Consider the following 25066-nt stretch of genomic DNA (forward strand, 5'->3'; position numbering starts at 1 on the left):
TTTATGCCTCGAAATCTGCAGGTGTCAGTTTGTTTTGTGCGAAAGCCATTTTCTTCAAGTCGTAGTAAGCCTGAAGTTTTGTCATGTTCTCATAAGGACAGAGCCAGATGAATCCAAGTCCGCTTACAAGGCTGCTTAAGAATGCCCAGCCGAGGAAGCTCATGTCAAGAACAAAAAGATCTGCCTTGTGTCCCTGTGTAAGGATTTTGCTGATGTCCATTGCTTTCATCGCACCGATTTTTGGATTTTCTGCGATAACGAAGAACATCATTGAGTAGCTGTAGGCTTTTACGATTCCTGGAATAACGAAAAGAAGCGACCAAAGTGTAACCCAAAGAAATTCCCAGAGAGCGCCGAGCATAGCTTGAAGCCATCGTTCTTCGATTCCCTGAAGGAAAGTAGAGAACGTAACTTTTTCATCTGGATTGCTGCCTGCAAAAACAGCGGACATCTTCATAAATGTAAAGCTGATAGCAACGCCAAGAATTCCTAAGATACAAACACCCGCAACAGGGCACAGTACCAGTGGAAGCGGAACGAGAATGGCAGAAATGATTGTAAGCACGCATGCAAGGCCCCAGTCTCCCTTTAGGATTGCAAGGGCGTTTTTCTTGTATTCAGCTCGATTAAACATAAAATACTCCTAAATTATAGATTTTAAAATAATATCACTATTTGCGAAAAGATAATAGGTTGTGCTAAAATATTTGCATGACAATCACACTTAAAAACAGCAACTACGAAGTAGTTCTCAACACGCACGGAGCCGAAATCAACTCGTTCCGAAGCGTAAAAGACGGCACAAAATATGTGTTTGAAGGCCCGGCAGAAATCTGGAAATTCCATGCGCCGGTTTTGTTCCCACAGGTCGGACGAATCAAAGACGGATTCTACACTTACAATGACAAAGAATATCATCTTGTGAACAACGGAATGAGCCGTGACCTGGAGCACAAGCTTGTCGAACAGTCAGAAACTTCTGCGACTTTTGAACTGACAGAAAGTGCGGAGACAGCCGACAAATTCCCGTGGAAATTCAGCCTAAAGACTCATTATGAATTGAAGGAAAACGGACTTGTTTTCACAACGACCGTAACAAATACTGACTCTACGACAATGCTTTTCTCTTTGGGAAGCCATACGGCGTTCTGCTGCCCTCGAAACACTGATCCTGCTGGTACTACAAATGCTGATTATCAGTACGAATTTGAGCATAGAGAGCCTCTTACAACAGTTCTGTTGAATGATGCAGCACAGCTTGCTGTTGATGAGGAAGGAACTGCTCCATGCACAAAGCCTTACGGTGAAAAAGAAGCCGGAATCATCCCGATTACAGCCGATGGTTTTGGAAACGGTCATTTCTTCACGGCGTTCAAGTCAAATTGGGTCGGATTGCGAAACAAAAAAAACGGCTCTCTCATTAAGGTGAACTGCTTCGGCTATCCATACCTCATGGTCTGGCAGGGAGGCAAAGGAAGCGAAGGCGCGAGCGGAAACGGATTCAACTGCATTGAGCCGTGGTACGGAACTGCTGATGCCGAGAACACCGAGCACGAGTGGGAAGAAAAATCTGGCTTGATTTCATTGGAACCAGGAAAATCTTTCACAGCTGACCAGAGCATCACTATTGAAAAATAAAAAATATTGAATGACAAGAATTTTTTCATAAATCCTTGTCATTCAATGAGATTTGTATTATATTCTTTAAGGAAAACTTATCCGCAACCAGTTGATTTATCCAACTTGCAGACTGGTGGGCTTGCCCGTATGGGCGGCTAATTTTTGCTAAATAGGAGACTAATATGTCTGTCTTATCTAACAATCACTATCTTTTCACATCTGAATCAGTAAGCGAAGGCCATCCAGACAAACTCTGCGATCAGGTTTCTGACGCAATTCTTGACGCATGTCTTGAAGCCGACCCTTCTTCTCATGTTGCCTGTGAAACTTATGCTACAACAGGCATGGTTTTGGTCGGTGGTGAAATCACAACCCACGCCGATGTTGACTTTCAGAAAGTTGTCCGTGATGTAGTTCGTGAAATCGGCTACACAAACGAAGATTTCGGCATTTCTGCCGATTCAATGGCCGTTTTGAACACAATTCACAATCAGTCGCCGGACATCAATCAGGGCGTTGTTGGTGCAGGCCTCAAAGAGTACGAAGGTCAGCAGGGAGCTGGCGATCAGGGAATCATGTTCGGCTTTGCAACAAACGAAACTCCTGAGTACATGCCGGCAACTTTGGTTTACGCACACAAAATTCTCAGACGAGCAGCTGAGCTTCGAAAGAACGGAACAATTGCATGGCTCCGCCCGGATTCAAAATCTCAGGTAACAATCGAGTACGACGAGAACCACAAGCCTGTCCGAATCGATGCAGTTGTCGTAAGCCATCAGCACAATCCAGAAGTCGATTACGACACAATCAAAAAGACAATCATTGAGCAGATTGTTAAGCCAATCCTTGAGCCGACAGGCTTGCTCGACGAGAACACAAAATACTACATCAACCCGACTGGCCGTTTCGTTGTCGGTGGCCCGCACGGAGATGCTGGCTTGACTGGCCGCAAAATCATCGTTGATACTTACGGCGGTGCAGGCCGACATGGTGGCGGAGCTTTCTCTGGCAAAGACCCTTCAAAGGTTGACCGTTCGGCAGCTTACATGGCACGCTACATCGCAAAGAACATCGTTGCGGCAGGCCTTGCAGACAGAGCAGAAATCCAGCTTTCTTACGCAATCGGCGTTCCGCACCCGGTTTCAATCATGGTTGAGACATTCGGCACAGAAAAGGTCGAGAATGCAAAAATCGTCGAGGCTGTAAAGAAGGTGTTCGATTGCACTCCAGGCGGAATCGAAAAAACACTTGATTTGCGCCGCCCGATTTACCGCGCGACAAGCAACTACGGTCACTTCGGCCGTGAAGGCTTCAGCTGGGAAAAAACAGACAAAGTTGAAGCACTTAAAGAAGCTGTAAAATAAAAAACGGCTCTCAGTCGTGAAAACGGCTTATCGAAATCTAGGGAACGACGGCGTAGCCGACAAAATGCTCCGGTGGAGCATTTTGAGTGAGTCTCCGAGCAGCTATGCTGCGAAGGCCCGCTAGCCTGCTACACGCGTTTTGTGCTTGTAACTATATACGTTTGCCGCTTACGCGGCAGCACAAAACGAGTGTTTTTGTAAGCCGTTTCACTCCTTCGCGCCGTTTTTTGTTCTATCTGGCACATTCTAAATTCTGCCACTCTTATGCTATAATACTTTCTATGAATCCTAAACTTCTCCCGGAAGACAAAGTTATCGAAGTTTTCACGCGGTTCAAGGCGCAGAACCCGGCTCCAAAATCAGAGCTGGTGTGGACAAGTCCGTTCACGCTTTTGGTGGCGGTGGTTTTGAGTGCGCAGGCAACTGATAAAAGCGTAAACATTGCCACTCGCGAGCTTTACAAAGTCGCCGACACTCCGCAGAAAATCCTTGCTCTGGGCGAAGAAGGGCTTATTACCTATATAAAATCAATCGGACTTTACAAATCTAAGGCTCGTCATGTAATCGGATTGTGCGAGAAGCTGATTTCTGACTTTGGCGGCGAAGTTCCCCGGAGCCGAGAGGATTTGATGTCGCTGCCCGGAGTTGGCCGGAAGACCGCGAATGTCGTGCTTAATGTCGTTTGGGGAGATCATACAATGCCTGTGGACACTCACCTGCTCCGAATCGCACCAAAAATCGGGCTTGCGGAAGGCGACACTCCCGAAAAGGTGGAAAAATCTTTGCTGGAACGGGTTCCGGACGAGTTCATGGAGCACGCGCATCACTGGCTCATCTTGCATGGCCGTTATGTTTGCACGGCACGCAGTCCAAAGTGCGGAATTTGCATAATTTCTGACATTTGCCAACATAATGAAATGTGATAGAATTGGCGCGTAAGGGAAGGCTTCCCCCTTTATTATTGTCCAAAAGGAGATTTTTATGAACGAAATGACCGAAGGTGCGATGAATGTCGCCAACAATGTTGCGAGTGAAACTGTCAACCAAATGCAAAGTTTCTTCCATATAAATGAAATCGTTGAATATGTCAAAGAACCGGCGCATATCGTAAAATTTTCAACTGGTTTTATCGCGATTTTGATTTTCTGGGGAATTTACCGCCTGATTCGAATGTTTATCAAGCGCGGTGCTTTAAAGCGGTTTGAGCCAAGCACGGCAAAAACAATCACAAAGGTCGTCAGCTATTGTTTTTATATTCTTATCGTAATGTATGTTCTCGGGCTTTTCGGAATCAACCTGAGCGCAATCTGGGGTGCAATGGGAATCGCCGGAGTTGCAGTCGGCTTCGCTGCCCAAACAACTGTAAGCAACTTGATTTCCGGCGTGTTCATCGTCACTGAAAAAACAATGAAAATCGGTGATTTTATCGAAGTGGACGGAGTTTCTGGCACGGTTGTTCAGGTCGGTCTTTTGTCAATCTTGGTTAATACTCCGGACAACCAGCTTATCCGAATCCCAAGTTCTGCAATCATCAACACAAAGCTCAAGAATTATTCAACTTATGATTTCCGCCGCTATGTTTTCGATGTGAGCGTGGATTATTCTACAGATTTGGATAAAGCTCTCGAAGTCCTCAAGGGCGTTCCTGCAAAATGCCAGTTTGTGGTCAATGACAATCCAAACTACGCTCCAAAAGTCCTTCTTACGGATTGTCGCGACAGTGGAATCGGCATGAATCTCATAGTCTGGTGCGAGCGACCGAATTTCTTTGACCTCAAAAACGAAGTCTGCAAGAATGTAGTCAAAGCATTCAGCGAAAACGGCATCAATATTCCGTACAACCGCGTGGATGTCTCAGTTCTCACAGACAAAACAATTCCGTCATTGTCGTTTAAAACGGAAAACTAGAATTTAAAGGGGGAAGTCTCCCCCTCGCTCCAATCGCTGTCGCGTTTTCCGCTACCCTCTCGCCTAGGGGAGACTCGCTAAACGCTCCCCTCCCCTAAAACCCCTTGTTTATGACTGAAAATTTATTTACCAAAAAAGACTTAAAACGTCTCATCCTGCCTTTGGTGGCAGAGCAGTTCCTTGCCATGACGATTGGTGCATGTGATACCGTTATGGTTTCGTCTGTTGGTGAGGCCGGAGTTTCTGGCGTTTCTTTGATTGATCAGCTCACACAGCTTTTCATCCAGCTTTTTGCGGCATTTGCGACTGGTGGTGCCGTCGTTGCGAGCCAGTATCTTGGACAAAAATCTGATGAAAAGGCTCGTTCTGCTGCCCGACAGCTTCTGACAATCTCAACGCTTGTCGCACTCGTGATTATTGCTCTTTGTATTCCTTTCCGCCGCTTGATTCTCAATTTGATTTACGGTGGTGCTGGCGAGGAAGTCATGCGCAACGCATTGATTTACTTCGTGTGGGTTTTGCTTTCGTTCCCATTCCTTGCGATTTACAATTCTTGTGCGGCTCTTTACCGCTCGATGGGAAACAGCAAGATTTCGCTCAAAGTCAGCCTTGTCATGAATTTCACGAACATTGCTGGCAACGCAATCTTGATTTACGGGGCAAAAATTGGCGTGGCTGGAGCCGGAATTGCAACCCTTGCAAGTCGAATCGCGGCCGCTCTCGTGATGATTTATCTTCTTGCCCGCCCTTCCGCAAAGAATAAAGGCAGAATTTATCTCGAAAAACTCTGGAAAATCGAAATCCGTTTTGACATGATTCGAAAAATCCTAAAGGTCGCAATTCCAAGCGGAATCGAAAATTCTGTTTTCCATATCGGGAAAATTCTGGTCTATTCGTTCATGTCGGGCTTCGGTTTGGCCGCAATTGCCGCGAATGCAATCACGAACACAATCGCCAGCTTCTCGAACATTCCGGCTCAGGCAATCGGCTTGGCGAGCGTAACGGTAATCGGTCAGTGCATTGGTGCCGGTGAAAAACAGCAGGCAAAATCTTATGGCCGCAAGCTGATGAAAGAGGCTTACATCGGAATGTTCACGGTCGCTTCGCTGATTTTCGTCCTTGCTCCGATTCTCACCAGGGCTTTCAATCTTTCGGACGAGGCAAGGGAACTTGCGACTGGTGTAATCCGCACTTGTATGGTCGCGAACATCTTCTTCTGGCCGATGTCATTCACGCTCCCGAACATTCTCCGTGCTTCCGGCGATGCAAAATTCACGATGATTGTTTCGAATATCAGCATGTGGCTTTTCCGGGTTCTTTTCAGCTTCCTGATTTCAAAATATCTTCTATATAGATATCCTAACAACACGGCTTTCGCGCTTTACGGAATTTGGTTCGGCATGTACATCGACTGGATTTTCCGAGGTGCCTGTTTCTTCGTGAGATTCAAGAGAGGCCGATGGGTTGAGAAGAAAGTGATTTAACTTTCCCAAGCGCAGAAAAATCATTGAAGTTTGCTTAAAACTGTTTAAAATCTTGTTTTTATGCGTTACAATTCTAAAATACTGTTGTTTATATAACAAAGGAGTTACCAATGAAAAAAATTGCTTTAAGTCTTTCGGCTATTATTGCCGCAGCATTGTTCGCAAGTTGTGGTTCTACAAAGAACACCGTTCAGATAAGCTCTCAGAATGTAAAGATTGAGCGCGTTGACTGGCAGGGTGCAAGCACAGGCTCTATGCCACCGGCTTGGCTTGAGGCCGTCACTTCTGGCGACAGGGATGCGGTTGCGAAGTCCCTCAATGTCGATTCAAAAGAAAACAAGGTTTTCGTTATCAGCAATTCTGGTTCAAATCTTGATTTCCTCAAGGCTTGGACAGACAATGTTGATGCCGTTTCAGAAGTTTCTGGCTCAATGAGCCGTGTCGTCGGTCAGTCTGTTCGTGCAAACATGGGCGGAACACCAGAAGAAATCCAGAAAAATGTCGATCAGGCTGTTACAGTCGCTTCAAGTGTCGAGCTTATCGGTCTTGAAAAGCGAGCTTCTTACTGGGTCAAAACTCGTCGTGTTAAGACAGGCGTAAAAGAGGCTAAAACTGATGCTGACTATGAGCCAGCAGTCTACAACTACTATGTCGTTTATACAATGTCGAACGAAGTTTTCCAGAAATCTTTGGAATCAGCAATGGATCGAGGAATTTCAGAGAATACAGAAAACGCAAGCGTTCTCAAGCAGATTATCACTGCTAGTTTGGCAAAAGCCCTGGTTCCTGATGTAGAGTTGTAATGAGGTTACTGATGAAGAAAATTGCATTGATTTTTGCGGGTCTTGCCGCAATTTTTATGGCAGCGTGCGGCTCAACTTCTGGCAATGTTTCCAGATATGAGCAGGGTGCCGATGTAAAAGACCTTTCGGGCTACTGGAACGAGAATGACATCAAGCAGGTTTGCGAGGAGCTGATTTCAAGCTGTATCGCTTCACCGCGAGTTGCAGGATTTAAAGCCAGCAAAGGCCGCGACCCGGTTTCGATTGTTGGCAAAATCTCAAACAAAAGCAGCGAGCATATCGACACCGCAATGGTCGCAAAACGATTCCAGACTGCGATTATCAACAGCGGCGTAATGGAATTTGTTGCTGACAGCGAGCAGAGGCTTGAGCTTCGTGCCGAAAAGGTTGATCAGGCAGAAAATGCTTATGAGACTGCAAAATCAATCGGCAATGAACTTGCCGCAGACTTTATGCTGCAGGGAACTGTCTATTCTCATCTTGATGAAGAAGGCCGTGAATCTGTAAGAACTTATCAGGTTGATGCACAGCTTATCGACATTGAATCAAACAAGATTCTTTGGCAGGGTGAAAAGACAATCAGCAAGTACATAAAGAAAGCCGCAAAAAAATTATAGAATTTTTTAGATGAAAAGAATTGCCCTTTCCGGCTTTCTTGCATTTCTAGTTTTCTCTCTTTTAATCTCCTGTGGTTCAACTAAACTTACTTCTTCGGAGTATTTGGATTGCTTGGACGCAGGAGATTATGCTCCTTGTATTGAATATCTTGAAGAAAAGAATGAAAAATCCAACGATGACAGGATTCGCGATAATTTTGACCTCGCGATGATGAAGCATTTTCAAAAGGATTATGATTCTTCGCTTTTAGTTTTGAACAGCACGGATAGGCTCATGGAAGATGCCGTCACAGAAAGCCTTACTAAAGGTCTTGCGGCCATGTTCATGAACGACAATGCTGCGGAGTACAAGGGCACTCCTTACGAATACATTTATATCAATATCTTTAATGCCCTCAATTATTACAACAAAGGAAATATCGAAGAAGCCGCCGTTGAAGTCCGAAGATTGAATGAAAAACAGCGGAAATATCTTAATGAATACGGAGAATGGCTGAAAGCCGACGGTTCTACGGATCTTGAAATTTCAAGTACGTACAAAATGCTGAATCTGGATTCAAATCCGCTGTTTGAGAATACTCCTGCAAAGCCAAAAGATTCCGACATTTTCAGGGATTCAGCGACAGCCCGCTATCTGAGCATCATTTTTGCGATGATGGACGACAGCGTGAACAACAGCTGGAATATTTCAGCAGATACACGGACTTTTAAGGCTCTCAATCCGAGCTTTGACATAGATTCTCTGACCGCAATTTCAGATGGAAAAGGCCGGCTCGACATCATTGCTTTTTCTGGGCTGATTGGTCGTCGTGGTGAGCGGCGGGTCATGATTGGGCCGTTTCCAGGAATACAATTTCCTGTGAACGGACATTTTGTGTATATTCCGCCGTTTGATTTGGAATTCGTCTATCCTGAATTCCCTGCTCCTCAGACAGAACTGAGGCCGATTGTCGCTCCGGTTGTCGGCTGGGGGCCGTCATTCACGATTTATCCGGGCAAGAACGAGATCACAAAAATGCCTAACAATCAGGTTGATTCAGTCAGGCTTGTTTTTGATTCAAAAGATTTCTCAAAGCAAATAAATCTTTCGCTTCTCGAAGATTACAATTATGCCGTGCGCCAGGATGTCAATTCAAAGGCAAGAAAGGCTTATTCTCGAAGTGTAAAGCGCAGTATGTTAAAGAAATTCACGGCTGTCGCCGGTGCTACTGCGGGGCTTTTAGCCGCAGAAAATGCCGTACAACAGGACGAGAATCTTCTTACGGTGGCGACTTATGCGGCAATTTATTTGAGTGCTGCAAAGGCAATAGATCAGGTTGATAAGACTGAGACTGCCGACATTCGCCAAGTCTATGCGCTTCCGGCTCAGGCTTATGCCAGCGGTGTGGAGCTTCCTCCGGGAAAATATTCTTTTAAAGTTCAATATTTATCAAAAAAAGGTGTTATAATAAAAGAAGAGTATTTCTCTGACATTGAAGTCAAAGAAGGAAAAACTGTTCTTGTGGAGTCGTCATGTCAAAAGTAAATCTTTCTTGTGCAAAAAAATCATTCGGAATCGGTGCGTTTTTCGTGCTTGGAGCAATTTCTCTGGCTTTTATGGGCTGCGGCTCAACGGAAAATGCGTCAAAATCTTCAAAAAAGGCTCCTGACTGGATTAACGGCACTTCTTCCGCTTATCCAAAGTCTGCTTACTTGACAGGAACTGGCTCGGCCAAAGACAAAAAATCTGCTGAAATCGATGCAATCAATGAGCTGGCTTCTGTTTTTGGTCAGAAAATTACTTCGGCGACAAATTCTTCAAGGAGAATGGAAGAGGCTCAGAAAGCCGGTGTCGTCGCAAATGCGGAGTCATCTTCAATCAGTCAGGATATTCTTCGTGAAGTTAATCAGAATGACATAATTGCTGTTGATATTCCGGAATTTTATGAGTCTCAGAGCGAAGGCAAATGGTACGCTCTGGCGGTTATGAGCCGTGAAAAGGGAACTCAGATTTATTCAGGCATGATTGAAAAGAATCAAAAGGAAGTTTCTTCCATAATAAAACAGTTTCAGGCTGAAAAAGAGCCGAACACGCTCCTTAACTTTTCAAGGCTTGATTTTGCAGAGGAAGTCGCAAAGGTCAACGAGGCTTATTTAAAAAGGCTTACAATCTTAAATCCTCTTGTCGCAAAACAGTACGAGTCAATTTATTCTCCTGCTCAGATTCACAAGATGAAGGCTGACATGGCCGCAAAAATCCCAATTTGCGTAAATGTGGACGAAGATTCTGACGGAAGAATCGCAAAGGCTTTTCAGGAAGCAATGGCATCTTTTGGATTCAATACAACTCTTGGCTCAAATGAGCGCTATGTTATTTCATGCAAAAATCATTTCACAGAGTCAGAGAATTCAAACGGCAAGACAAAATTCTGCGAGTATGCGGCTGAGTGCGCATTAATTGATACATTCTCAGGCGAGACACTTGTTCCGATGAGCATTACGGGGCGCGAAGGTTCTCCGACTTATCAGAATGCAATGATTCGCGCAAAGCAGAAGATTTCATCAAAAGCAAAGGGTGATTTTGCGCAGAGTTTTCAGAAATATCTCGGTGATTTCAAAGCTTTTTAAAAATTCTTAAAAATATCTGTATATTTAGCTAGCTTTATTGGAAAAATAGGGTAAAATTAAAGTAGTATGCAAAAATTATATTTAGATACTCGAAAATTAGACGCTTCTTGCCGTGCTTCTTATGGTCTGTCAGAAGAGATTATGATGGAGAATGCGGCAATGGCACTTGAAAATGCCGTGCGAAATCCATATCCGATTAGCGGTGAGCGGCGGCAGCCACAAAAAATTCTGATTCTTTGCGGAAGTGGCAATAACGGTGCGGACGGATATACTCTTTCCCGAAAGCTTCGTTTTGATTACGATGTCAGTATAATTCAGTTTTTCCTTCCTAAAACGCATCTTTGTAAAATTCAGGCTGAGCGAGCAGAAAAGTGCGGGGTTCGTTTTGTAAAGCGAGAGGATTTGTCTTTTTATGATTTGAGATTCGCGGATATAATTGTTGACTGTGTTTTCGGAATAGGCTTTCATGGCGAGCTTGATGAAAAGACTCAGGGCACAATGGGTGATATGAATGCCAGCGAGTGCTTCAAGATTGCCTGTGATATTCCGTCGGGCTTGCGTGAGGACGGCACTGTTTCGGAAGGTGCTTTTATCGCAGATTTAACGGTTACAATGGGTGCGCTTAAAACTTGCCTTTACAGTGATATGGCAAAAGATTATGTCGGCACGATAAAAGTCGGGGACTTGGGAGTAAACCGCCGTCTTTACGAAAACTCAAACAATTCAAATCTTTTAAAAGGAATGCTCCTCGAAGAATCTGATTTGCTTCTTCCGCACAGAAATGTCTTCAATGTCAACAAAGGCAGTTTCGGGCATGTTGCGATTGCTTCTGGCGAAAAGCAGGGGGCTGCTGCAATAGCAGGTTCTGCGGCACTCAGGTTTGGAGCAGGTCTTGTTACCCTCGTTCATAAATATTCAACTAAAAAAGGCCTGGACATGTTTCCGGAGCTTATGGTTTCAAACGAAATCCCAGAAAAAACTAGCGCGATTGCTTTCGGAATGGGGCTTGGAGTGCCAAAGGGCAAAGCCGATTATATTCAGCCGTATTTTGACTACATTCTTGCTCATGCTAATATCAAATGTGTTGTTGACGCAGATGCCTGCTATGCACCGGGCTTAAAATCTTTCCTCGAAAAAAAGGAAAAAGGGGTTGTCCTCACTCCTCATCCAAAAGAGTTTCAGACAATCATAAAGAACTGCGATCTCGGTGATTTTACGCTTGAAGACTGTATCGTGAACAAGCTTGATTTCGTCGAGAGTTTCTGCCGTAAATTCCCAAAGAAAACGCTCATTCTCAAAGGCGCAAACCCAATCATCGCGCATTTTGACGGCTACAAGTACAAGATGTTCATAAATCCGTTTGGAAATCCATGCCTTGCAAAAGCTGGAAGCGGAGATGTCCTCAGCGGAATGGTTGCAGCTCTTCTTGCACAGGGACGAAAGCCTGTTGATGCCGCAATAACGGCTTCCCTTGCACATGCCCTTGCGTCACGAAAAATCAAATGTGATTTTTCAATGACGCCTTATGATTTGATGATGGCTCTGCAGGAGCTGTAGCAAAAACTGGGACGGTGGAGTTTATCTTCGCTTTCCCAGTTCGATGAAATTCATGTGAGCTTTGTCTTTTGCGCTCAGGCGTTTTTTGCCAAGCGTGAGAGGCTCATCTTTTTTAGAAGGTTTCTCGCCGCGCCAGCTTGGTGTACTTGGGTGCAAATCGCCTTTTTCGACATAAAGTTTCCATTCTTTTGGCTCAGGAACTTCAAAGCGCATTTTTTGCTCTGTAAACGGATGCGTAAATTCGAGCGTTGATGCGTGCAGGCAGAGACGGCCGAAATTGTCGGTCTTTGCACGGAATTTATTGTCTCCTGCGAGCGGATAGCCTTTTGAAGCAAGGTGAGCACGAATCTGATTTTTTTTGCCTGTATCAAGTGAAAGTTCAAAAAGCGTGTGAGTTTTTCCGCGAAGAATTGTTGTAAAATTTGTGCGGGCAGGAACTGTTTTAGGCTCTTTTTTGTGACCGCCAAAATCGTCTGCTTTTCCGGATTTTTTTGGCACGAAGCCGACATTGTATGCGTTGAAAGCCAAATCATCGTCGATTAAGCCTGAGAGCGGAAGAAGTTTTTTAGGATTCTTAGGATTTTCTGCGACGGCACGGTAAAGCCTCTCTGTGACCATTTGATGCCAAGAGTCCATAATTTTCTTTTGAGCGGCTTCAGAAAGAGCGAACATCATGACTCCGCTTGTTTCCCGGTCGAGTCTGTGTACTGCAAAAGGCCTGTGTTTTGCTGAGTAAGTGCCTTTTTTGCGCATGATTTCTTCTATTATAGTGAGCGCAGATTTATCTTTGCCCTGGCTTGGCACGCTGAGGATTCCGACTGGTTTATTAATGATGCAGATATATTCGTCTTCAAAGAGAATGTCGATTCTTTCATGATGCTTTCTTGGTTCTTTCTTGTCCATGAAAGAATGATACTGCAAAATCAAAAATTATAAAATACAAGCAAGTTGATGAACGCCTGCTTACTTAACGTTCATTTTGAAAACTCCATCCCAGTCTTTTGCCGGAGGATTCTGCTTAAAATGCCGGATTCTGTCAAGAAAGACTACCGACGGCATATCGTTGTATTTCAAGGCACACTCTGAAAAGCTATCTTCACTTTCATTCCATTTTTGCTTTCGGTAAAGGGCAAGTCCATGCTCGAAAAGCTCTTTAATTTCTGTGAGTTTTTCTGTAGCGTTATTTTTGTCCGCCTGGTTTTTGAGCTGAAGAATTTCGTAGATTCGTACAGGCTCAGTTTTGCCCTTAACCGTAATAAAATCTAGTTCCCGGCAGATGAACATATCCCGCAGTTTCTGATAAACAGTATCTGTGATGATTGATTTCGAGCCGTAAGCCTTGTTTGCTCCTTCAAGCCGAGCCGCCAGATTTACGGTGTCGCCGATTGATGTGAAATCTTTGCGGGTGCGTGAACCGACCGGGCCGAAAGTGACTTTGCCGGAGTTGATTCCGATTCCGATTGAGACATAAGTTGAGCCTTCTTTCATGGAAATCTGCTGCTGTTCGCGCATTGCCGCACGAATTTCCATGGCCGCCTTACATGCGTTGATTTCCTTGCGCGGGCCGGAGAAGAAGGCCATCATCTCATCGCCTACGAATTTGTCAATGTCACCGCCGTTGTCCAAAATAATCTGAGTCTCGATGTCGAGGTAGCGGTTTAGGATATCGACCACCTTTTTTGGAGGCAAGCCTTCGCACAACGAAGTGAAGCCGCGGATATCCGTAAAAAGGAAGCATAAGTCGCGTGAAGTCGTGCCTTTTTTGTCGCCCTCGCCACTTACTTTATCGGCGTGCTGGAGAGTCGAGAATGAAACATAAGGCATGATTCCTTTGATAAGCCCGACCATTTCCCCGATTTCGAGTGATAAATCCTTAATTTCGTCCTTTGTTTTGATTGTGTCGGAGAATTTGAGCGTGTTTGAGGTATTTTTTGCCGTTCCGCTTAGGATTTTTTCGATTGAGCGCGATGTTTTGCGGACATTTTTGCGCAGGAAGAGCAACGGGTTGAAGATAAAATCAGCCAGAAGAATCGAGAAAATCACCGACAGGTACAGGAAAATCGTGATAATCGTGAGGACAAATACTTTTGTTCGGAAATACTGCCTCATGAGAACCTGCTGCTTGTAAGTGACGATTGAGAAGCCCACGAGTTTTCGGCCTGCCTTGCGGCTGAATGTGACAGGATAAATGTATTTGCAGGTCTGGTTTGCACGGTTGAAGACATATTCTTTTTTGTACATGCCGTTTTTGTACCGTTTGAGATAATCGACAGCCTGCTCGTTTGTGAGGGATTTTTCGGCATCGTCAATTTCTTTTGGCTTTCCTGTTGTGTAGGCAAATACATTGAAATTCGGAAGCTCCGAAGAATCCTCGACAGTCTCAAGATAAACAACCGGCTCCTTGTCCGATGTAATGATTATGTCAATCCGCTCAAATGGAGTGTCTGCATATTTGTTTGCTTCACCCTGCTCATTGAAAAATGTCGCGATTTTTTCATATTTTCCGTCCGCAGAATCATAAACCGCCGCCGTCTGTTCTGCCTGAGCGCGACCAACATCACTGACAGCTTCGGTGAACATTCTTTTGTAGCTGTTTAAAATCAGGAGCATGAACGCAAGGAGAATCACGATAATCAGGCTTGTGATTACAAAAGTGAATTTTGTTTTTATGGAAATTCTTCGAACCCTGTGCCTCAAACATTCTTTCAGCACGGAAATTCCGTCTTTTGTGAGGAGCACGGAGAATTTAAATTTTGGAGCTTCTTCGTTGGCTTCTTCTCTCATTTTCAAAAATTCTGCGTACTCAGGATTTGTTTTTCTGAGGTAGAAAATTCCGTGGAAAGCAAAATAAAGATGCGTCAGAACGGCGCAGATAAAAATCAGGTAAATGTAAGGCGGAAGGGACAAAAACCATGCAAAAGAATTCGCATTTGCGACAGTGCACACGGCTTCCGAAAAAAGATAGATTGAAAAACTCAGAAGGATAAAATAATAATTGAGCTTACGGAAATTGAGTCCTTTCTTTTTTTCGAGGATAAAAGCTGTTATTGAAAAAACCGCGGCGCATGGAATGAAATAAATGAGCCAGAGCAAAACCCGAACCACACCGAAGCCAAGATTGAGGTTCTGGTCAAAAGGAAGTTTATAAGTGAGAATATTTACTGCAAGCGTTGCTGACTCGCCTGTTTCATAAAGATTTAATGGAGAAATGCTAATAGGAAGCAGGAAAAACACTAGAAGCTCGACAACCGGCAGAAAATAAGCAAAAAATTCTACCAGCTGACTTTTAAGAGTTTTATTTTTAAAGAGATTTCCCATATATACCCACCTAATAAGATGATACCACAGTTTGACAAGAATTTAAATATTTTATCTTTTGTGATTTTGCTGTATCATTAAATGTTGGACAAGAACGAACCTCGAACGGGCTGTAATTCCTAACGCGGAGGCACTATGAATTTATCTACCGAAATTGAATTTAAAGTTGACTTTAACGACTGTGACCCTATGAAGATTGTCTGGCACGGGAATTACATCAACTATTTTGAGCGAGCAAGATGTGCCCTTCTTGATAAAATCGGCTACAACTACATCGACATGGAAAATTCTGGCTATATGTTCCCGGTCACAGAGGTCAAGGCAAAGTATATGAAATCTCTTCGGTTCGGCGATATTTGTCGTGCAAAAGCAATGCTTGTTGAATATGAGAACATGATAAAGATTGAGTTTGAATTGTACAACGCAAAAACTGGTGAAATGACAACGAAAGGAACCGTAAGCCAGATGTGCGTTGAGGTGGCGACTGGTAAAACGCAGTTTTTCTGCCCGAAATGCTTTACCGAGCGGGTTGATGCTCTTCTTGCGAAAGGAGGCTTTGACGAATGAGAAAATTTCTTTCAATTTTTTTGATTTTTTTCCTTGTCGTGCCGATTTTTTCACAGGCGGCAGATTCTGAAAGCCAAAAGGACGAGGATGGGCTTGCGCAGGTTTGTGAGGCTATTTCTTCCAGAAAAATCACAAAGGGCGACTTCCGGCAGCTAAAATTCATTTACCGGCTCAAGCGTGAGATGGTTTCTTCGGGAATTTTCGTGATTTCTTCGGCAGACGGAATCTTGTGGCAGACACAAAAGCCCTACTCTTCCACGATGGCCATGACAAAATCTGCAATCATTCAGACCAATTCCAAGGGCAAAAAATCGGTGATTTCAGCTGATTCCAACGCGACTTTTGACCAGTTTTCCAAAGTTCTTTCTTCAGTTTTTTCCGGGAATCCAGAATCGCTCACACAGAATTTTGATGTTGAATTTATCGGCACCACGGACAACTGGAGCATAAATCTGATTCCAAAAAATGCGTCGGTGCGCAAAGTTGTCTCCGAAATCGAAATGGTCGGCAAAATTTCAATTGATTTGATGACGATTCATGAGCCGAACGGAGATTATATCCGCTACGATTTCATTACGCATGTTTATCCTGATGCGCTGACCGATGAAGAAAAGGCGTTGTTCAGTGAAAAATAAGTTTTTCTTCTCCTGGATTGCTTTTCATGCGGCAATTTTTCTTTCTTTTTTGATTTCGCTCGCAGTTTCTCCAAAGTTCAATTTCGGAACGAGCCTGTTTGACATTTTGCCTCCAGATTCCGGCTTGCATGAGGTTCAGGCGGCGGACACGAAGCTTACCGCAAGGACAGGCCGAGCTGTAACGATTTTGGTTAAGGCTGATTCTTTTGAGCTTGCGAAAGGGGCTGCGGAAAAATTCTATCTTACTTATGCTGATATTGACGGAAAACTGAATGTGGATTTTTTTGATTCGCTTTCATTTTATGTTGATTCTGATTCGGTTGCGGAAATTACGGCTTGGCTCCATGAAAATAGATTTTCTCTTCTTGATGACGAGACTCGCGGGCTTTTGGAAAATGGCGATGGATTTCAGATTTCCGAGGATGCGCTTGCGAGCGTGTACGGTACGTTCAATTTTTCGGATTTGTCTTATCTTGAGGAAGACCCTTTTTTGTTGAGCGAGAGAAGCCTTAAAAAATTGCTTGATGGCGGAGCCGTTGCTTCCACGAACATGGCCTTGCGTGACGATGTGCTTGCTTCAGAAAATGACGGCGCATTTTATGTTCTGGTTCGGGGAACTGTTTCGGAAAAAGGCTCTTCTCTGACTGGCAAAAAAAGTGCGGTCAAAAGCATTTACGAGACGGTGAAGATTCTGCAAAAAAAATATCGTGATGACGGAACTGAAGTTGATTTTGTTTTCTCAGGCGTGCCATTCCACAGCTACGAGAACGCGACTTCGGCTCAGCGGCAAATTTCCGTGATTTCGACTGTCGCGCTCATTCTGATTTTTGCAATGTTCCTGCTGATTTTCCGCTCGATTGTTCCGGCCATTGCTTCGGCTCTGGCGGTTGTTTTTTCGTGCGCGGTCGGATTTGTTTCGGTTCTGCTTTTTTTCCGCGGAATTCATGTCTTGACCTTTGTTTTTGGCACCACGCTGATTGGAACTTGCCTTGATTATTCGATTCATTTTTTTGTGAACTGGAAGGCTAATCTTTCCTGTGATTCGGGCGAGGCTGTCCGTAAGCATATTTTCCGCGGAGTCACGCTTGGCTTTGCTTCCACGGAAATTTGTTTTGCTGCTTTGTTCTTTGCCCCCTTCCCTCTTTTAAAGCAAGTGAGCGTTTTTTTGTTCACAGGGCTTGCCGCTTCATGGCTTTCGGTTGTTGCGTTGTATCCGCTTTTGAAAATGCCGAAGAATCGCCGTGGGAGAATTTTTGAGGGAAATTGCATTGCTTCTTTCGCACTGACGCAGAAATTTCATGCAGCGGTTCGTGTTCGCCGTTTAATTCCTGCATTGCTCGTAATTTTTTCTCTGGTGGTGATTTTTTTCAATCGCAAGGATTTCAGGGTTCACAACAATATTCAGGAACTTTATTCGATGTCGTCAGAAATGCTTCAGAATGAAATCACTTCGGCGAAAGTCCTGAACACAGGTTCAAGCGGCTGGTATTTCATTCTAAAGGCGAATTCCGAGGAAGAACTTTTGCAGAAGAACGAGGAACTTGCTGACTATATAGAAGAAATTGTTTCAAAAATCGGATTCGGGAATTTCCTTTCGGTGAGCCAGTTTATTCCGTCCGAGAAAAAACAGGCTCAAAATTACACTGCGGCGAAAAATCTCCTGCCACTTGCGGACGAGCAGTACGAGGCTCTGGGATTTTCTGATTCTGGTTTTGCCTCAGGGCACTTTGCTCAAACTTATGAAGAAAATTATCGATTGAAGGAAAATAATTTCGTTCATCCCGCGGACTCCAATCTTCCGGCTACAATCAGGGATGCGATTTCAAATCTTTGGATTGGTGAGATTGACGGTGCTTTTTATTCGTGCGTGCTTCCGCTTCATCTGGGCGATCCGAAATCAGAAATTTTCTTCCGCGAATACGCCGCTGACCATGATGGAATTTTCTTCGTGAACAAGGTGAAGGATATTTCTTCTCAGCTCGATGTCCTTTCAAAAACTATGCTCCGGATGCTCGTAATTGCTTTTGTTTTGGTGATTGTGATTCTGCTTTTCTGTTACAAGCCGGCTCAGGTCTTAAAAATTGCGGCCGTTCCTGTTCTCGTGCTGCTTGTGACGACGAGCGTGCTGGTTTTGGCGAAAATACACATCAGTTTTTTTCCGATTACGGCTTTGGTTCTTGTTTTTGGATTGGGATTGGATTACATAATTTATGCGGTTGAGGGCAGCGGCGAAAAATCAAATTTGACAAGTTTTGCGATTCTGCTTTCGTTTGTGACCACGGCACTTTCGTTTGGCGCGCTTGCGTTTTCAAATTTTCCGCCAGTCTGTATGCTCGGACTGACGGTTTTCGTTGGCTTAACCACAGCAGTTTTGATTGCAAGAAATTAGCGGGCGTTGCGGGTGGCGTTTGAGCCCGCAGAGTGGGGTACGACACAATGAAATGTGGCGTAGGGGAGAGACTTCTCCCCTTAGAATTTAAGGCTCCAGGATTTTTCTTCGGTTGCGCAGAGAAGTTCGCCCAGAGACACGGTTTCTTTGATTGTTTTTTTGCCGTTTGGTGAAGAGAGGTTGATTGTGAGCTTGCCGTTTACTATTTCATCTGCGAAAGCCGGGCCGTACATTGATGCCAGAAGCTCGCGGTATTCGGTGACGGTCATTGTTTCGCCAAGCAAAGCCGGAATCATCATCAAATCTAGGTAAGATTTTGCATCCTCGCTCAAAAGTCCGTAAAATGCCGTGATTTGTTTTGGACCGAGCGTGAGTGTGAGTGATTTGTCGGTTTTTGTGACCAATTCGGCTGTCGCAAGCGGATGATTTGAAAGATTCGGGAGCGTGCCTGTCGTTGCGATTTCGGTAGGGCTTGGAATTGTCGCGCTTGTGTTTATGGCTCCGGCTGAATTCAAAACCAGAAGAACATCATCTTTGTTGAAAAGCGGTGCGTTCGGGTCTGCGCCAGTAGCGGCCTGCAACGTTTTTGCCGTTGCCTGAGAAAAGCCTGTCGAGAATAGAATCGTCGCCTCATCATTGTTGCCGGCTTTTACCGAAATCTGAGGCAGACATGACATAAAAATGAATGAAACTGAAATTGCGAAAATAAGAAAAATTTTTGACTTCATATACTTATAAAACACTCTTTAATGGAAGAGTTACACGAACTCCTGTCGCAAGCACGAGGCCTGTCGGAACGCTTTTCGTGAATGAAAGCGCGCTGTTGTCCGTGTCGTTGAATACAGTATAGTGAATATCCTGAACAATTGAAACGGCTGTTTTTCCGATTTTAAATGATGGCGTGCTCAGACAGACTCCAAGAATTCCTGGAAAAAATGAATTTTTTATGTCTCTGTCAGAATCGCCCGGAAGATGCGGCTTTTTGATTGAGATGACTGGTCCTGCGAAAACCCGGAAAAATTCGTTGAGCGTAAGGCTTAGGACAATCGGAAATTGGAAATTGCCGGTTCCTGCATCGTAGCGAAAATAAGTTCCAAGCCCCGGCTGCAAATTTTTTCCTGCGTATCGGGCATGAAGCATCAAATCTACGCCACGGAAGTTCAGCCTGAAACGGTCCGGCGTAAAGAAACTCCAGTCCATGGAAAGCGAGCTGTCCAAGACCAGAGACTGTAAAAAAGAATCACTGTCCGAGCGGACATAATCCTGTGAGGCTGCGGAAGAGCGGTTTGAAGAAGAATTGCTTCCTGCTTCTGATGATGAGCTGGCTTTTTTGGGAGAAGAATCTGCGAGCAGCTCGGAATTTGATGACGGAAGATAACGCCTTGTGCAGATGTAATGTGATTTCCAGTAAGATTCTTTGAGTGAAGAGACTATGACTCCTGTGTTCGGGCCGTCGCTTACGGCATGGATGAACTGGTTTGAGCCGATGTATAGGCCGACATGTGAGATTTCGCCGCTGGATGTTGTCTTGAAGAAAACTAAATCCCCGGCCTCTCGCTCATTGTCTTTTATATCCTCACAGAAATTATAGATTGCCTTTGTTGTGCGCGGCAGCTGGACTCCGATTGATTCCCGAGAAACTGTAAAAATGAGGCCTGAGCAGTCAAAAGAATTTGGCCCGATTCCTCCTGAGACATAAGGTTTTCCGACGAATTGCTTTGAATAATCGACAAGTTTTTTGCGTGCGATTGCGGATTCGCTTGGTGACATTGAGGTGTCATTTTGGGCGCAAAGCTGAGGCACAATCAGAACGAACAGAAAAAATGCTAATGTATAAAAAACGACTTTTCTAGTAGACATAATTCTATTATCGGAAAAAATCAAACGATTCGCAATGGAATTTTCTTTGCAAAATTTTCATTGTACTTTAAGAAATTCAGTTTTATAATTAAAGAATGAAAAAGTTTTTTTTCTTGCTGCTGATTTTTTTCTCACTTAGCGGTAGTTTTGCACAAAAGACCTTTCTTGACAATTATGTTTACCAGACCTGGACTTCTTTTGGCGGTCTGGCCGGAACTATGGCCACTGATATTCTCCAGACAAAAGACGGCTACATCAATATCGGAACTTACGAAGGCCTGGTTCGCTTTGACGGTATTGAATTCAATACGATTCGCAGGGCACGCGGAAATGACTACAAATTTTCTTCGGTGAGGGCAATAATTGAGGATACGAACGGCAATCTTTGGCTCGGCTCAAATGATGAGGGCGTTCACAAGATTATGCCGGACGGAACATGCAAGGTTTACACCACGCAGAACGGACTTCCGAACAATTCGGTTCGCGCGCTTTGCGAGGACAGGATGGGCAATATCTGGATTGGAACGGCGGCGGGCGTTGTTTTTTTGACACCAAAGGGGCATTTGATTACGCCGCAATTTCAGGCCGGTACGGTTTCAAAAGGAATTATAGCTGTTGAGCTTTATTGCGACACGGCTGGCAGGGTCTGGCTCATCACTTCCAACGAAAACGGCCTTTTCCTTTATTCGGACGGCCTTTTCCATACAATTCCGCAGGTTGATAAATACTTCGGCAGCTACTTTGCGACTTCGATTATTCAGGATTTGAGCGGAACTTTCTGGATTTGCATGGGAGACAGCGGCATCGTCTGCCTGGAAAACGGTGATTTCAAAAAAATTAGGACAAATACAATTCTTGATAATATCCCCACTTGGTCAATGTATGTCGCTCAGGACGGCACGATTCTTTTTGGAACTGAGCATGGAGTCGTTTCTTTCCACAAAGGTGTTTTCGAGGAATCTCACGACAAGGATTTGTCTGCCGCAAAAATCAACAGGATTATCCGCGACCGGGAAGGCAACATCTGGTTTGCAAGCGACAGGAACGGCATCGGAAAGCTCACGCACGGCAAATTCAATTTTACAAAGCTTGATACTACTGTGAACGCAATCGCTGAGGATGAAGTCGGGCGAATGTGGATTGCCACTGACAAAGGCGTAAGATGTTATGTCGGCGAAAAAGAAATCAACAATAAATTCACGGAATCCACAAAAGGTCTGCGAATCAGGCATGTCGGCGTTACTTTAAAAAATGAGATTCTGGCGGCATGTTATACAAAGCCCGGCCTCTTTCTTTATAATCCGCGTACTTCAAAAATCAGAACATGGTCAACGGATGACGGTCTTGCGGGAAACAAAGTCCGCCTTGCAATTGAGACTGCTCCTGGTGAATATTATGTGGGAACAACGACGGGTCTCAGCATAATTCATTCTGATGAATCGATTAAGAATTTCAAGCAGGCTGACGGTCTTGAAAACGAATATGTGATGTGGATTTACAAGGACACAAACAGCGTTGTCTGGATTGGAACAGACGGCGGCGGAATCTACCTCATGAAAAACGAGGAAATAATATCTCACATTACTTCAGAAGACGGATTAATCGGCAATGTAATTTTCAAAATCAGTCAGGACAGGGAAGGAGCTTACTGGATTTGTACAGGAAGCGGAATCAGCTATTGCAAGCCTTTCGATTCAGTGCAGACAAAGCCAAGTCATTTTGAGAACATGAATTCCGATAACGGGCTTGGCACGGATTCGGTTTTTCAGGTCATTCCAGACACTTCAAGCGAAATGTGGATTACGAGCAGCTACGGAATTGCTACGGTTAATAAAGACGAGCTTCTTCAGGCTGCGCAAAGCGGTGAGAAAGCCGTGTCACTTCAATACTATTCGCGGAATGACGGCCTCGATTCTGACGGCACGACTTCCACGGCATTGAGTATTTGTGATTCTCATGGCCGACTCTGGTTCACTATGGTTGATGGATTTTCAGTCTTCGATCCGATTAAAGTCCGGGAAAATCCAGTGCTTCCATTGGTTCATATTGAAAGCGTTACGATTGACAACAACAAATATGATTTTAGAACAAAGTCTCAGGAATTCATCTTGAAACCGGGAACAAAGCGCGTTGACATCAAATTCACAGGTCTTAGTTTCGATGCGCCTGAGCGAATCCAGTTCCAGCATCAGCTCACAAATTTTGAAGAGAAATTCAGTCCTCCTGGAAAGAGCCGAGTTGTTTCCTACACGAACATAAGTCCTGGGCGGCATACATTCCTTGTCATGGCGGTAAACGGAGAGGGAGTTCCTTCCGAAGAAGCAGGGGCAATGCTTTTTGTCCAAAAACCGTATTTCTATCAGATGCCGGTTTTCTGGGTTATCATGGTATTTATTTTGATTGATTTGGTTGTTGCGGTCTTTTATTTCAAGCAGCGCAAAATCAAGCTTGAAAATATCCGTCTTGAAGGAATGGTTCAGGTTCGCACACGAGAACTTGCTGCCGAAAAAGACAAGTCTGATCAGCTTCTCCGAGCAATTCTTCCTGATAAAATCGCGGACGAGCTTAAGGATGAAGTTCATTCAGTCGCTGAAGCCTTCAGTGATGTTACCCTTCTTTTCTCTGATATTGTCAGCTTCACGAAAGTTTCAAGCAATCATACTGCGAGCGAGATTGTCACGGCTCTAAATGATTTGTTCACTCGTTTTGACGAACGGGCTAAGAGAATGGGCGTAGAAAAAATCAAGACAATCGGGGATGCGTACATGGCGGCCTGCGGTGTTCCAAGTCCGAACGAAAACCATGCGTATATAATGGTAGAATTCGCAAAAGGAATGTACGAGGATTTGGAAGATTATAACAGATGTGGTAAGATTCAATTCAATATGCGAATCGGGCTTAACTCAGGGCCTGTCACGGCAGGTGTTATCGGAAAAACAAAATTCGTGTATGATGTCTGGGGAAATACTGTGAATGTGGCCAGCCGAATGGAAACTGCTTGTAATCCGGGAAATATTCGCGTGAGCCAGACTGTTTTTGAGCATCTAAAGGATTCGGACATCAAGTTTACCGAGCCGATGGAATGTGAAATCAAGGGCAAAGGTAAAATGATTACTTACGAAGTGTTGAAATAGGAGATAGTGATGAAAAAATTAAAAATGGGACTGGTCGGAATCGCAATTTCTGCGCTTCTGTTCGCTTCCTGTAAAGAAAAAAAGGATGAGACAGTAAAGGTCGGATTATTACATTCGCTTTCAGGAACAATGTCAATTTCAGAAACTTCCGTCCGTGATGCCGAATTGCTTGCAATCTCAGAAATCAATGGAGCTGGCGGGGTTCTCGGAAAGCAAATTGTTGCTGTTCAGGCAGACGGTGCAAGCGATCCTCAGGTTTTTTCTGCGGAAGCCCGAAGACTGATTCAGAATGAAAAAGTCGTCACTGTTTTTGGATGCTGGACTTCTGCGTCTCGAAAGGCCGTGAAGCCTGTTGTTGAGGAATTCTATAATCTTTTGTGGTACCCGGTTCAATATGAAGGAATGGAAGCAAGCCCAAACATCATGTATATGGGAGCTTCTCCAAACCAGCAGATTGTTCCTGCGGTTGACTATTGTGCCGAAAATTTTGGCAAAAAAATGTTCCTTGTTGGAAGCGACTATGTTTTCCCACAGACAGCCAACAAAATCATCAAGGCGCAGCTTGCCCAGCTTGGCGGTGAATGTGCCGGCGAAGAATATGTTCCTCTTGGCTATTCGGATTTCAGCGACATCATTGCAAAAATTCAAAAGGCAAAGCCAAATGTGATTCTCAATACGCTCAACGGCGACTCAAATGTTGCATTTTTCGCTTCTCTCGCAAGGGCTGGAATTACTTCAAAAGTAATTCCGGTCATGAGTTTTTCAATCGCAGAGGAAGAAGTCGCAAAAATGGATTTGGATAATCTTACAGGTCACTTAGTTTCATGGAATTACTACGAGACGACCCAGACTCCGCGCAATGAAAAATTCGTCTCGGATTACAAGGAAAAGTACGGCGATGACCGGATGACGGGCGACCCAATCGAAGCGGCGTACATAGCTGTTTACATGTGGGCGGCGGCTTGTGAAAAGGCGGGAAGTTTTGATGTTGAGGCTGTTCGGGTGGCATCAAAAGGCCTCAGTTTCACGGCTCCAGAAGGTACTGTCACGATTGACGGCGGCAACCAGCATTTGTATAAACAGGTGCGAATCGGTAAAATTAACGATAAGGGCTTGATTGACGAAGTTTGGGCAACGCCATCAGCAGTCAAACCAGACCCATATTTGAGTACATATCCGTGGGCACGCGGACTCTAGGAATTA

At 44.5% G+C, this 25066-nt stretch carries 20 protein-coding genes; 15 read left to right on the forward strand and 5 right to left on the reverse strand.

The genetic code is table 11. The features are described 5' to 3' along the window. Position 1 precedes the first annotated feature (1 nt). A complete protein-coding gene (locus IJJ71_RS10915) occupies positions 2-634 on the reverse strand; it encodes a DUF975 family protein (protein WP_296847013.1) in 633 nt (210 codons plus the stop codon). A gap of 77 nt (positions 635-711) precedes the next feature. Here IJJ71_RS10915 and IJJ71_RS10920 point away from each other — a divergent pair, with 77 nt between their 5' ends. From IJJ71_RS10920 to IJJ71_RS10965, 10 genes are all read left to right on the forward strand, one after another. Next, positions 712-1638 carry an aldose epimerase family protein gene (locus IJJ71_RS10920; RefSeq protein ID WP_296847014.1) on the forward strand — a complete coding sequence of 309 codons (927 nt, stop codon included), beginning with the start codon at positions 712-714 and terminating at the stop codon, positions 1636-1638. Between the two features lie 164 nt (positions 1639-1802). Next, positions 1803-2984 carry a methionine adenosyltransferase gene (gene metK, locus IJJ71_RS10925; RefSeq protein WP_296847015.1) on the forward strand — a complete coding sequence of 394 codons (1182 nt, stop codon included), beginning with the start codon at positions 1803-1805 and terminating at the stop codon, positions 2982-2984. A gap of 281 nt (positions 2985-3265) precedes the next feature. Next, complete coding sequence (gene nth / locus IJJ71_RS10930) at positions 3266-3907, forward strand: endonuclease III (protein WP_296847016.1); 642 nt, start codon at positions 3266-3268, stop codon at positions 3905-3907. A gap of 58 nt (positions 3908-3965) precedes the next feature. Beyond that, positions 3966-4892, forward strand: coding sequence for a mechanosensitive ion channel family protein (locus tag IJJ71_RS10935; RefSeq protein WP_296847017.1), 927 nt, complete (start codon positions 3966-3968; stop codon positions 4890-4892). Positions 4893-5002: 110 nt separating this feature from the next. Continuing rightward, positions 5003-6376 carry an MATE family efflux transporter gene (locus IJJ71_RS10940; protein WP_296847018.1) on the forward strand — a complete coding sequence of 458 codons (1374 nt, stop codon included), beginning with the start codon at positions 5003-5005 and terminating at the stop codon, positions 6374-6376. A gap of 110 nt (positions 6377-6486) precedes the next feature. After that, positions 6487-7179: a hypothetical protein gene (locus IJJ71_RS10945; protein ID WP_296847019.1), complete on the forward strand. Its 693-nt coding sequence runs from the start codon at positions 6487-6489 to the stop codon at positions 7177-7179. Between the two features lie 11 nt (positions 7180-7190). After that, positions 7191-7796, forward strand: a complete 606-nt coding sequence (locus IJJ71_RS10950; protein ID WP_296847021.1) for a penicillin-binding protein activator LpoB — start codon at positions 7191-7193, stop codon at positions 7794-7796. A 10-nt stretch (positions 7797-7806) separates the two neighbouring features. Further along, positions 7807-9321 (forward strand): COG3014 family protein, encoded by a 1515-nt coding sequence (locus IJJ71_RS10955; RefSeq protein ID WP_296847023.1) that lies wholly within the window; start codon positions 7807-7809, stop codon positions 9319-9321. After that, positions 9309-10403 (forward strand): LPP20 family lipoprotein, encoded by a 1095-nt coding sequence (locus IJJ71_RS10960; RefSeq protein ID WP_296847024.1) that lies wholly within the window; start codon positions 9309-9311, stop codon positions 10401-10403. The genes IJJ71_RS10955 and IJJ71_RS10960 overlap by 13 nt, the downstream gene beginning before the upstream one ends. 66 nt (positions 10404-10469) lie before the next feature. Beyond that, positions 10470-11960, forward strand: coding sequence for an NAD(P)H-hydrate dehydratase (locus IJJ71_RS10965; RefSeq protein WP_296847026.1), 1491 nt, complete (start codon positions 10470-10472; stop codon positions 11958-11960). 21 nt (positions 11961-11981) lie between these two features. Here the strand turns inward: IJJ71_RS10965 and IJJ71_RS10970 are convergent, their stop codons facing one another. Together IJJ71_RS10970 and IJJ71_RS10975 are read right to left on the reverse strand one after the other, a co-directional pair. Beyond that, positions 11982-12863: an RluA family pseudouridine synthase gene (locus tag IJJ71_RS10970; RefSeq protein WP_296847028.1), complete on the reverse strand. Its 882-nt coding sequence runs from the start codon at positions 12861-12863 to the stop codon at positions 11982-11984. Between the two features lie 60 nt (positions 12864-12923). Then, positions 12924-15278 (reverse strand): adenylate/guanylate cyclase domain-containing protein, encoded by a 2355-nt coding sequence (locus IJJ71_RS10975; protein ID WP_296847029.1) that lies wholly within the window; start codon positions 15276-15278, stop codon positions 12924-12926. 135 nt (positions 15279-15413) lie between these two features. On the opposite strand from IJJ71_RS10975, the gene IJJ71_RS10980 reads away from it, so the two are divergent. The 3 genes from IJJ71_RS10980 to IJJ71_RS10990 are packed head-to-tail and all read left to right on the forward strand — an operon-like array spanning position 15414 to position 18869. Further along, positions 15414-15845 carry an acyl-CoA thioesterase gene (locus IJJ71_RS10980; protein WP_296847031.1) on the forward strand — a complete coding sequence of 144 codons (432 nt, stop codon included), beginning with the start codon at positions 15414-15416 and terminating at the stop codon, positions 15843-15845. After that, positions 15842-16480: a LolA family protein gene (locus IJJ71_RS10985; protein WP_296847032.1), complete on the forward strand. Its 639-nt coding sequence runs from the start codon at positions 15842-15844 to the stop codon at positions 16478-16480. The genes IJJ71_RS10980 and IJJ71_RS10985 overlap by 4 nt, the downstream gene beginning before the upstream one ends. Next, positions 16470-18869 carry an MMPL family transporter gene (locus tag IJJ71_RS10990; protein WP_296847034.1) on the forward strand — a complete coding sequence of 800 codons (2400 nt, stop codon included), beginning with the start codon at positions 16470-16472 and terminating at the stop codon, positions 18867-18869. Before IJJ71_RS10985 ends, IJJ71_RS10990 begins: the two co-directional genes overlap by 11 nt. An 80-nt stretch (positions 18870-18949) precedes the next feature. Here the strand turns inward: IJJ71_RS10990 and IJJ71_RS10995 are convergent, their stop codons facing one another. Both IJJ71_RS10995 and IJJ71_RS11000 read right to left on the reverse strand, forming a co-directional pair. Continuing rightward, positions 18950-19597 (reverse strand): hypothetical protein, encoded by a 648-nt coding sequence (locus IJJ71_RS10995; RefSeq protein WP_296847036.1) that lies wholly within the window; start codon positions 19595-19597, stop codon positions 18950-18952. Positions 19598-19601: 4 nt separating this feature from the next. After that, positions 19602-20729: a C40 family peptidase gene (locus IJJ71_RS11000; protein ID WP_296847037.1), complete on the reverse strand. Its 1128-nt coding sequence runs from the start codon at positions 20727-20729 to the stop codon at positions 19602-19604. Positions 20730-20824: 95 nt separating this feature from the next. Here IJJ71_RS11000 and IJJ71_RS11005 point away from each other — a divergent pair, with 95 nt between their 5' ends. Together IJJ71_RS11005 and urtA are read left to right on the forward strand one after the other, a co-directional pair. Beyond that, positions 20825-23863 carry an adenylate/guanylate cyclase domain-containing protein gene (locus IJJ71_RS11005; RefSeq protein ID WP_296847038.1) on the forward strand — a complete coding sequence of 1013 codons (3039 nt, stop codon included), beginning with the start codon at positions 20825-20827 and terminating at the stop codon, positions 23861-23863. A 9-nt stretch (positions 23864-23872) separates the two neighbouring features. Further along, entirely contained in the window at positions 23873-25060 is a 1188-nt protein-coding gene (gene urtA, locus IJJ71_RS11010; protein WP_296847040.1) for an urea ABC transporter substrate-binding protein, read from the forward strand. Positions 25061-25066: the final 6 nt, after the last annotated feature.

This window comes from Treponema sp. (assembly GCF_017430385.1).
Lineage (GTDB): Bacteria > Spirochaetota > Spirochaetia > Treponematales > Treponemataceae > Treponema_D.

Coding starts and splice junctions, on each gene's coding strand:
- IJJ71_RS10915 (WP_296847013.1), bottom strand. CDS start 634: ATGTTTAATCGAGCTGAATACAAGAAAAACGCCCTTGCAATCCTAAAG.
- IJJ71_RS10920 (WP_296847014.1), top strand. CDS start 712: ATGACAATCACACTTAAAAACAGCAACTACGAAGTAGTTCTCAACACG.
- metK (WP_296847015.1), top strand. CDS start 1,803: ATGTCTGTCTTATCTAACAATCACTATCTTTTCACATCTGAATCAGTA.
- nth (WP_296847016.1), top strand. CDS start 3,266: ATGAATCCTAAACTTCTCCCGGAAGACAAAGTTATCGAAGTTTTCACG.
- IJJ71_RS10935 (WP_296847017.1), top strand. CDS start 3,966: ATGAACGAAATGACCGAAGGTGCGATGAATGTCGCCAACAATGTTGCG.
- IJJ71_RS10940 (WP_296847018.1), top strand. CDS start 5,003: ATGACTGAAAATTTATTTACCAAAAAAGACTTAAAACGTCTCATCCTG.
- IJJ71_RS10945 (WP_296847019.1), top strand. CDS start 6,487: ATGAAAAAAATTGCTTTAAGTCTTTCGGCTATTATTGCCGCAGCATTG.
- IJJ71_RS10950 (WP_296847021.1), top strand. CDS start 7,191: ATGAAGAAAATTGCATTGATTTTTGCGGGTCTTGCCGCAATTTTTATG.
- IJJ71_RS10955 (WP_296847023.1), top strand. CDS start 7,807: ATGAAAAGAATTGCCCTTTCCGGCTTTCTTGCATTTCTAGTTTTCTCT.
- IJJ71_RS10960 (WP_296847024.1), top strand. CDS start 9,309: ATGTCAAAAGTAAATCTTTCTTGTGCAAAAAAATCATTCGGAATCGGT.
- IJJ71_RS10965 (WP_296847026.1), top strand. CDS start 10,470: ATGCAAAAATTATATTTAGATACTCGAAAATTAGACGCTTCTTGCCGT.
- IJJ71_RS10970 (WP_296847028.1), bottom strand. CDS start 12,863: ATGGACAAGAAAGAACCAAGAAAGCATCATGAAAGAATCGACATTCTC.
- IJJ71_RS10975 (WP_296847029.1), bottom strand. CDS start 15,278: ATGGGAAATCTCTTTAAAAATAAAACTCTTAAAAGTCAGCTGGTAGAA.
- IJJ71_RS10980 (WP_296847031.1), top strand. CDS start 15,414: ATGAATTTATCTACCGAAATTGAATTTAAAGTTGACTTTAACGACTGT.
- IJJ71_RS10985 (WP_296847032.1), top strand. CDS start 15,842: ATGAGAAAATTTCTTTCAATTTTTTTGATTTTTTTCCTTGTCGTGCCG.
- IJJ71_RS10995 (WP_296847036.1), bottom strand. CDS start 19,597: ATGAAGTCAAAAATTTTTCTTATTTTCGCAATTTCAGTTTCATTCATT.
- IJJ71_RS11000 (WP_296847037.1), bottom strand. CDS start 20,729: ATGTCTACTAGAAAAGTCGTTTTTTATACATTAGCATTTTTTCTGTTC.
- IJJ71_RS11005 (WP_296847038.1), top strand. CDS start 20,825: ATGAAAAAGTTTTTTTTCTTGCTGCTGATTTTTTTCTCACTTAGCGGT.
- urtA (WP_296847040.1), top strand. CDS start 23,873: ATGAAAAAATTAAAAATGGGACTGGTCGGAATCGCAATTTCTGCGCTT.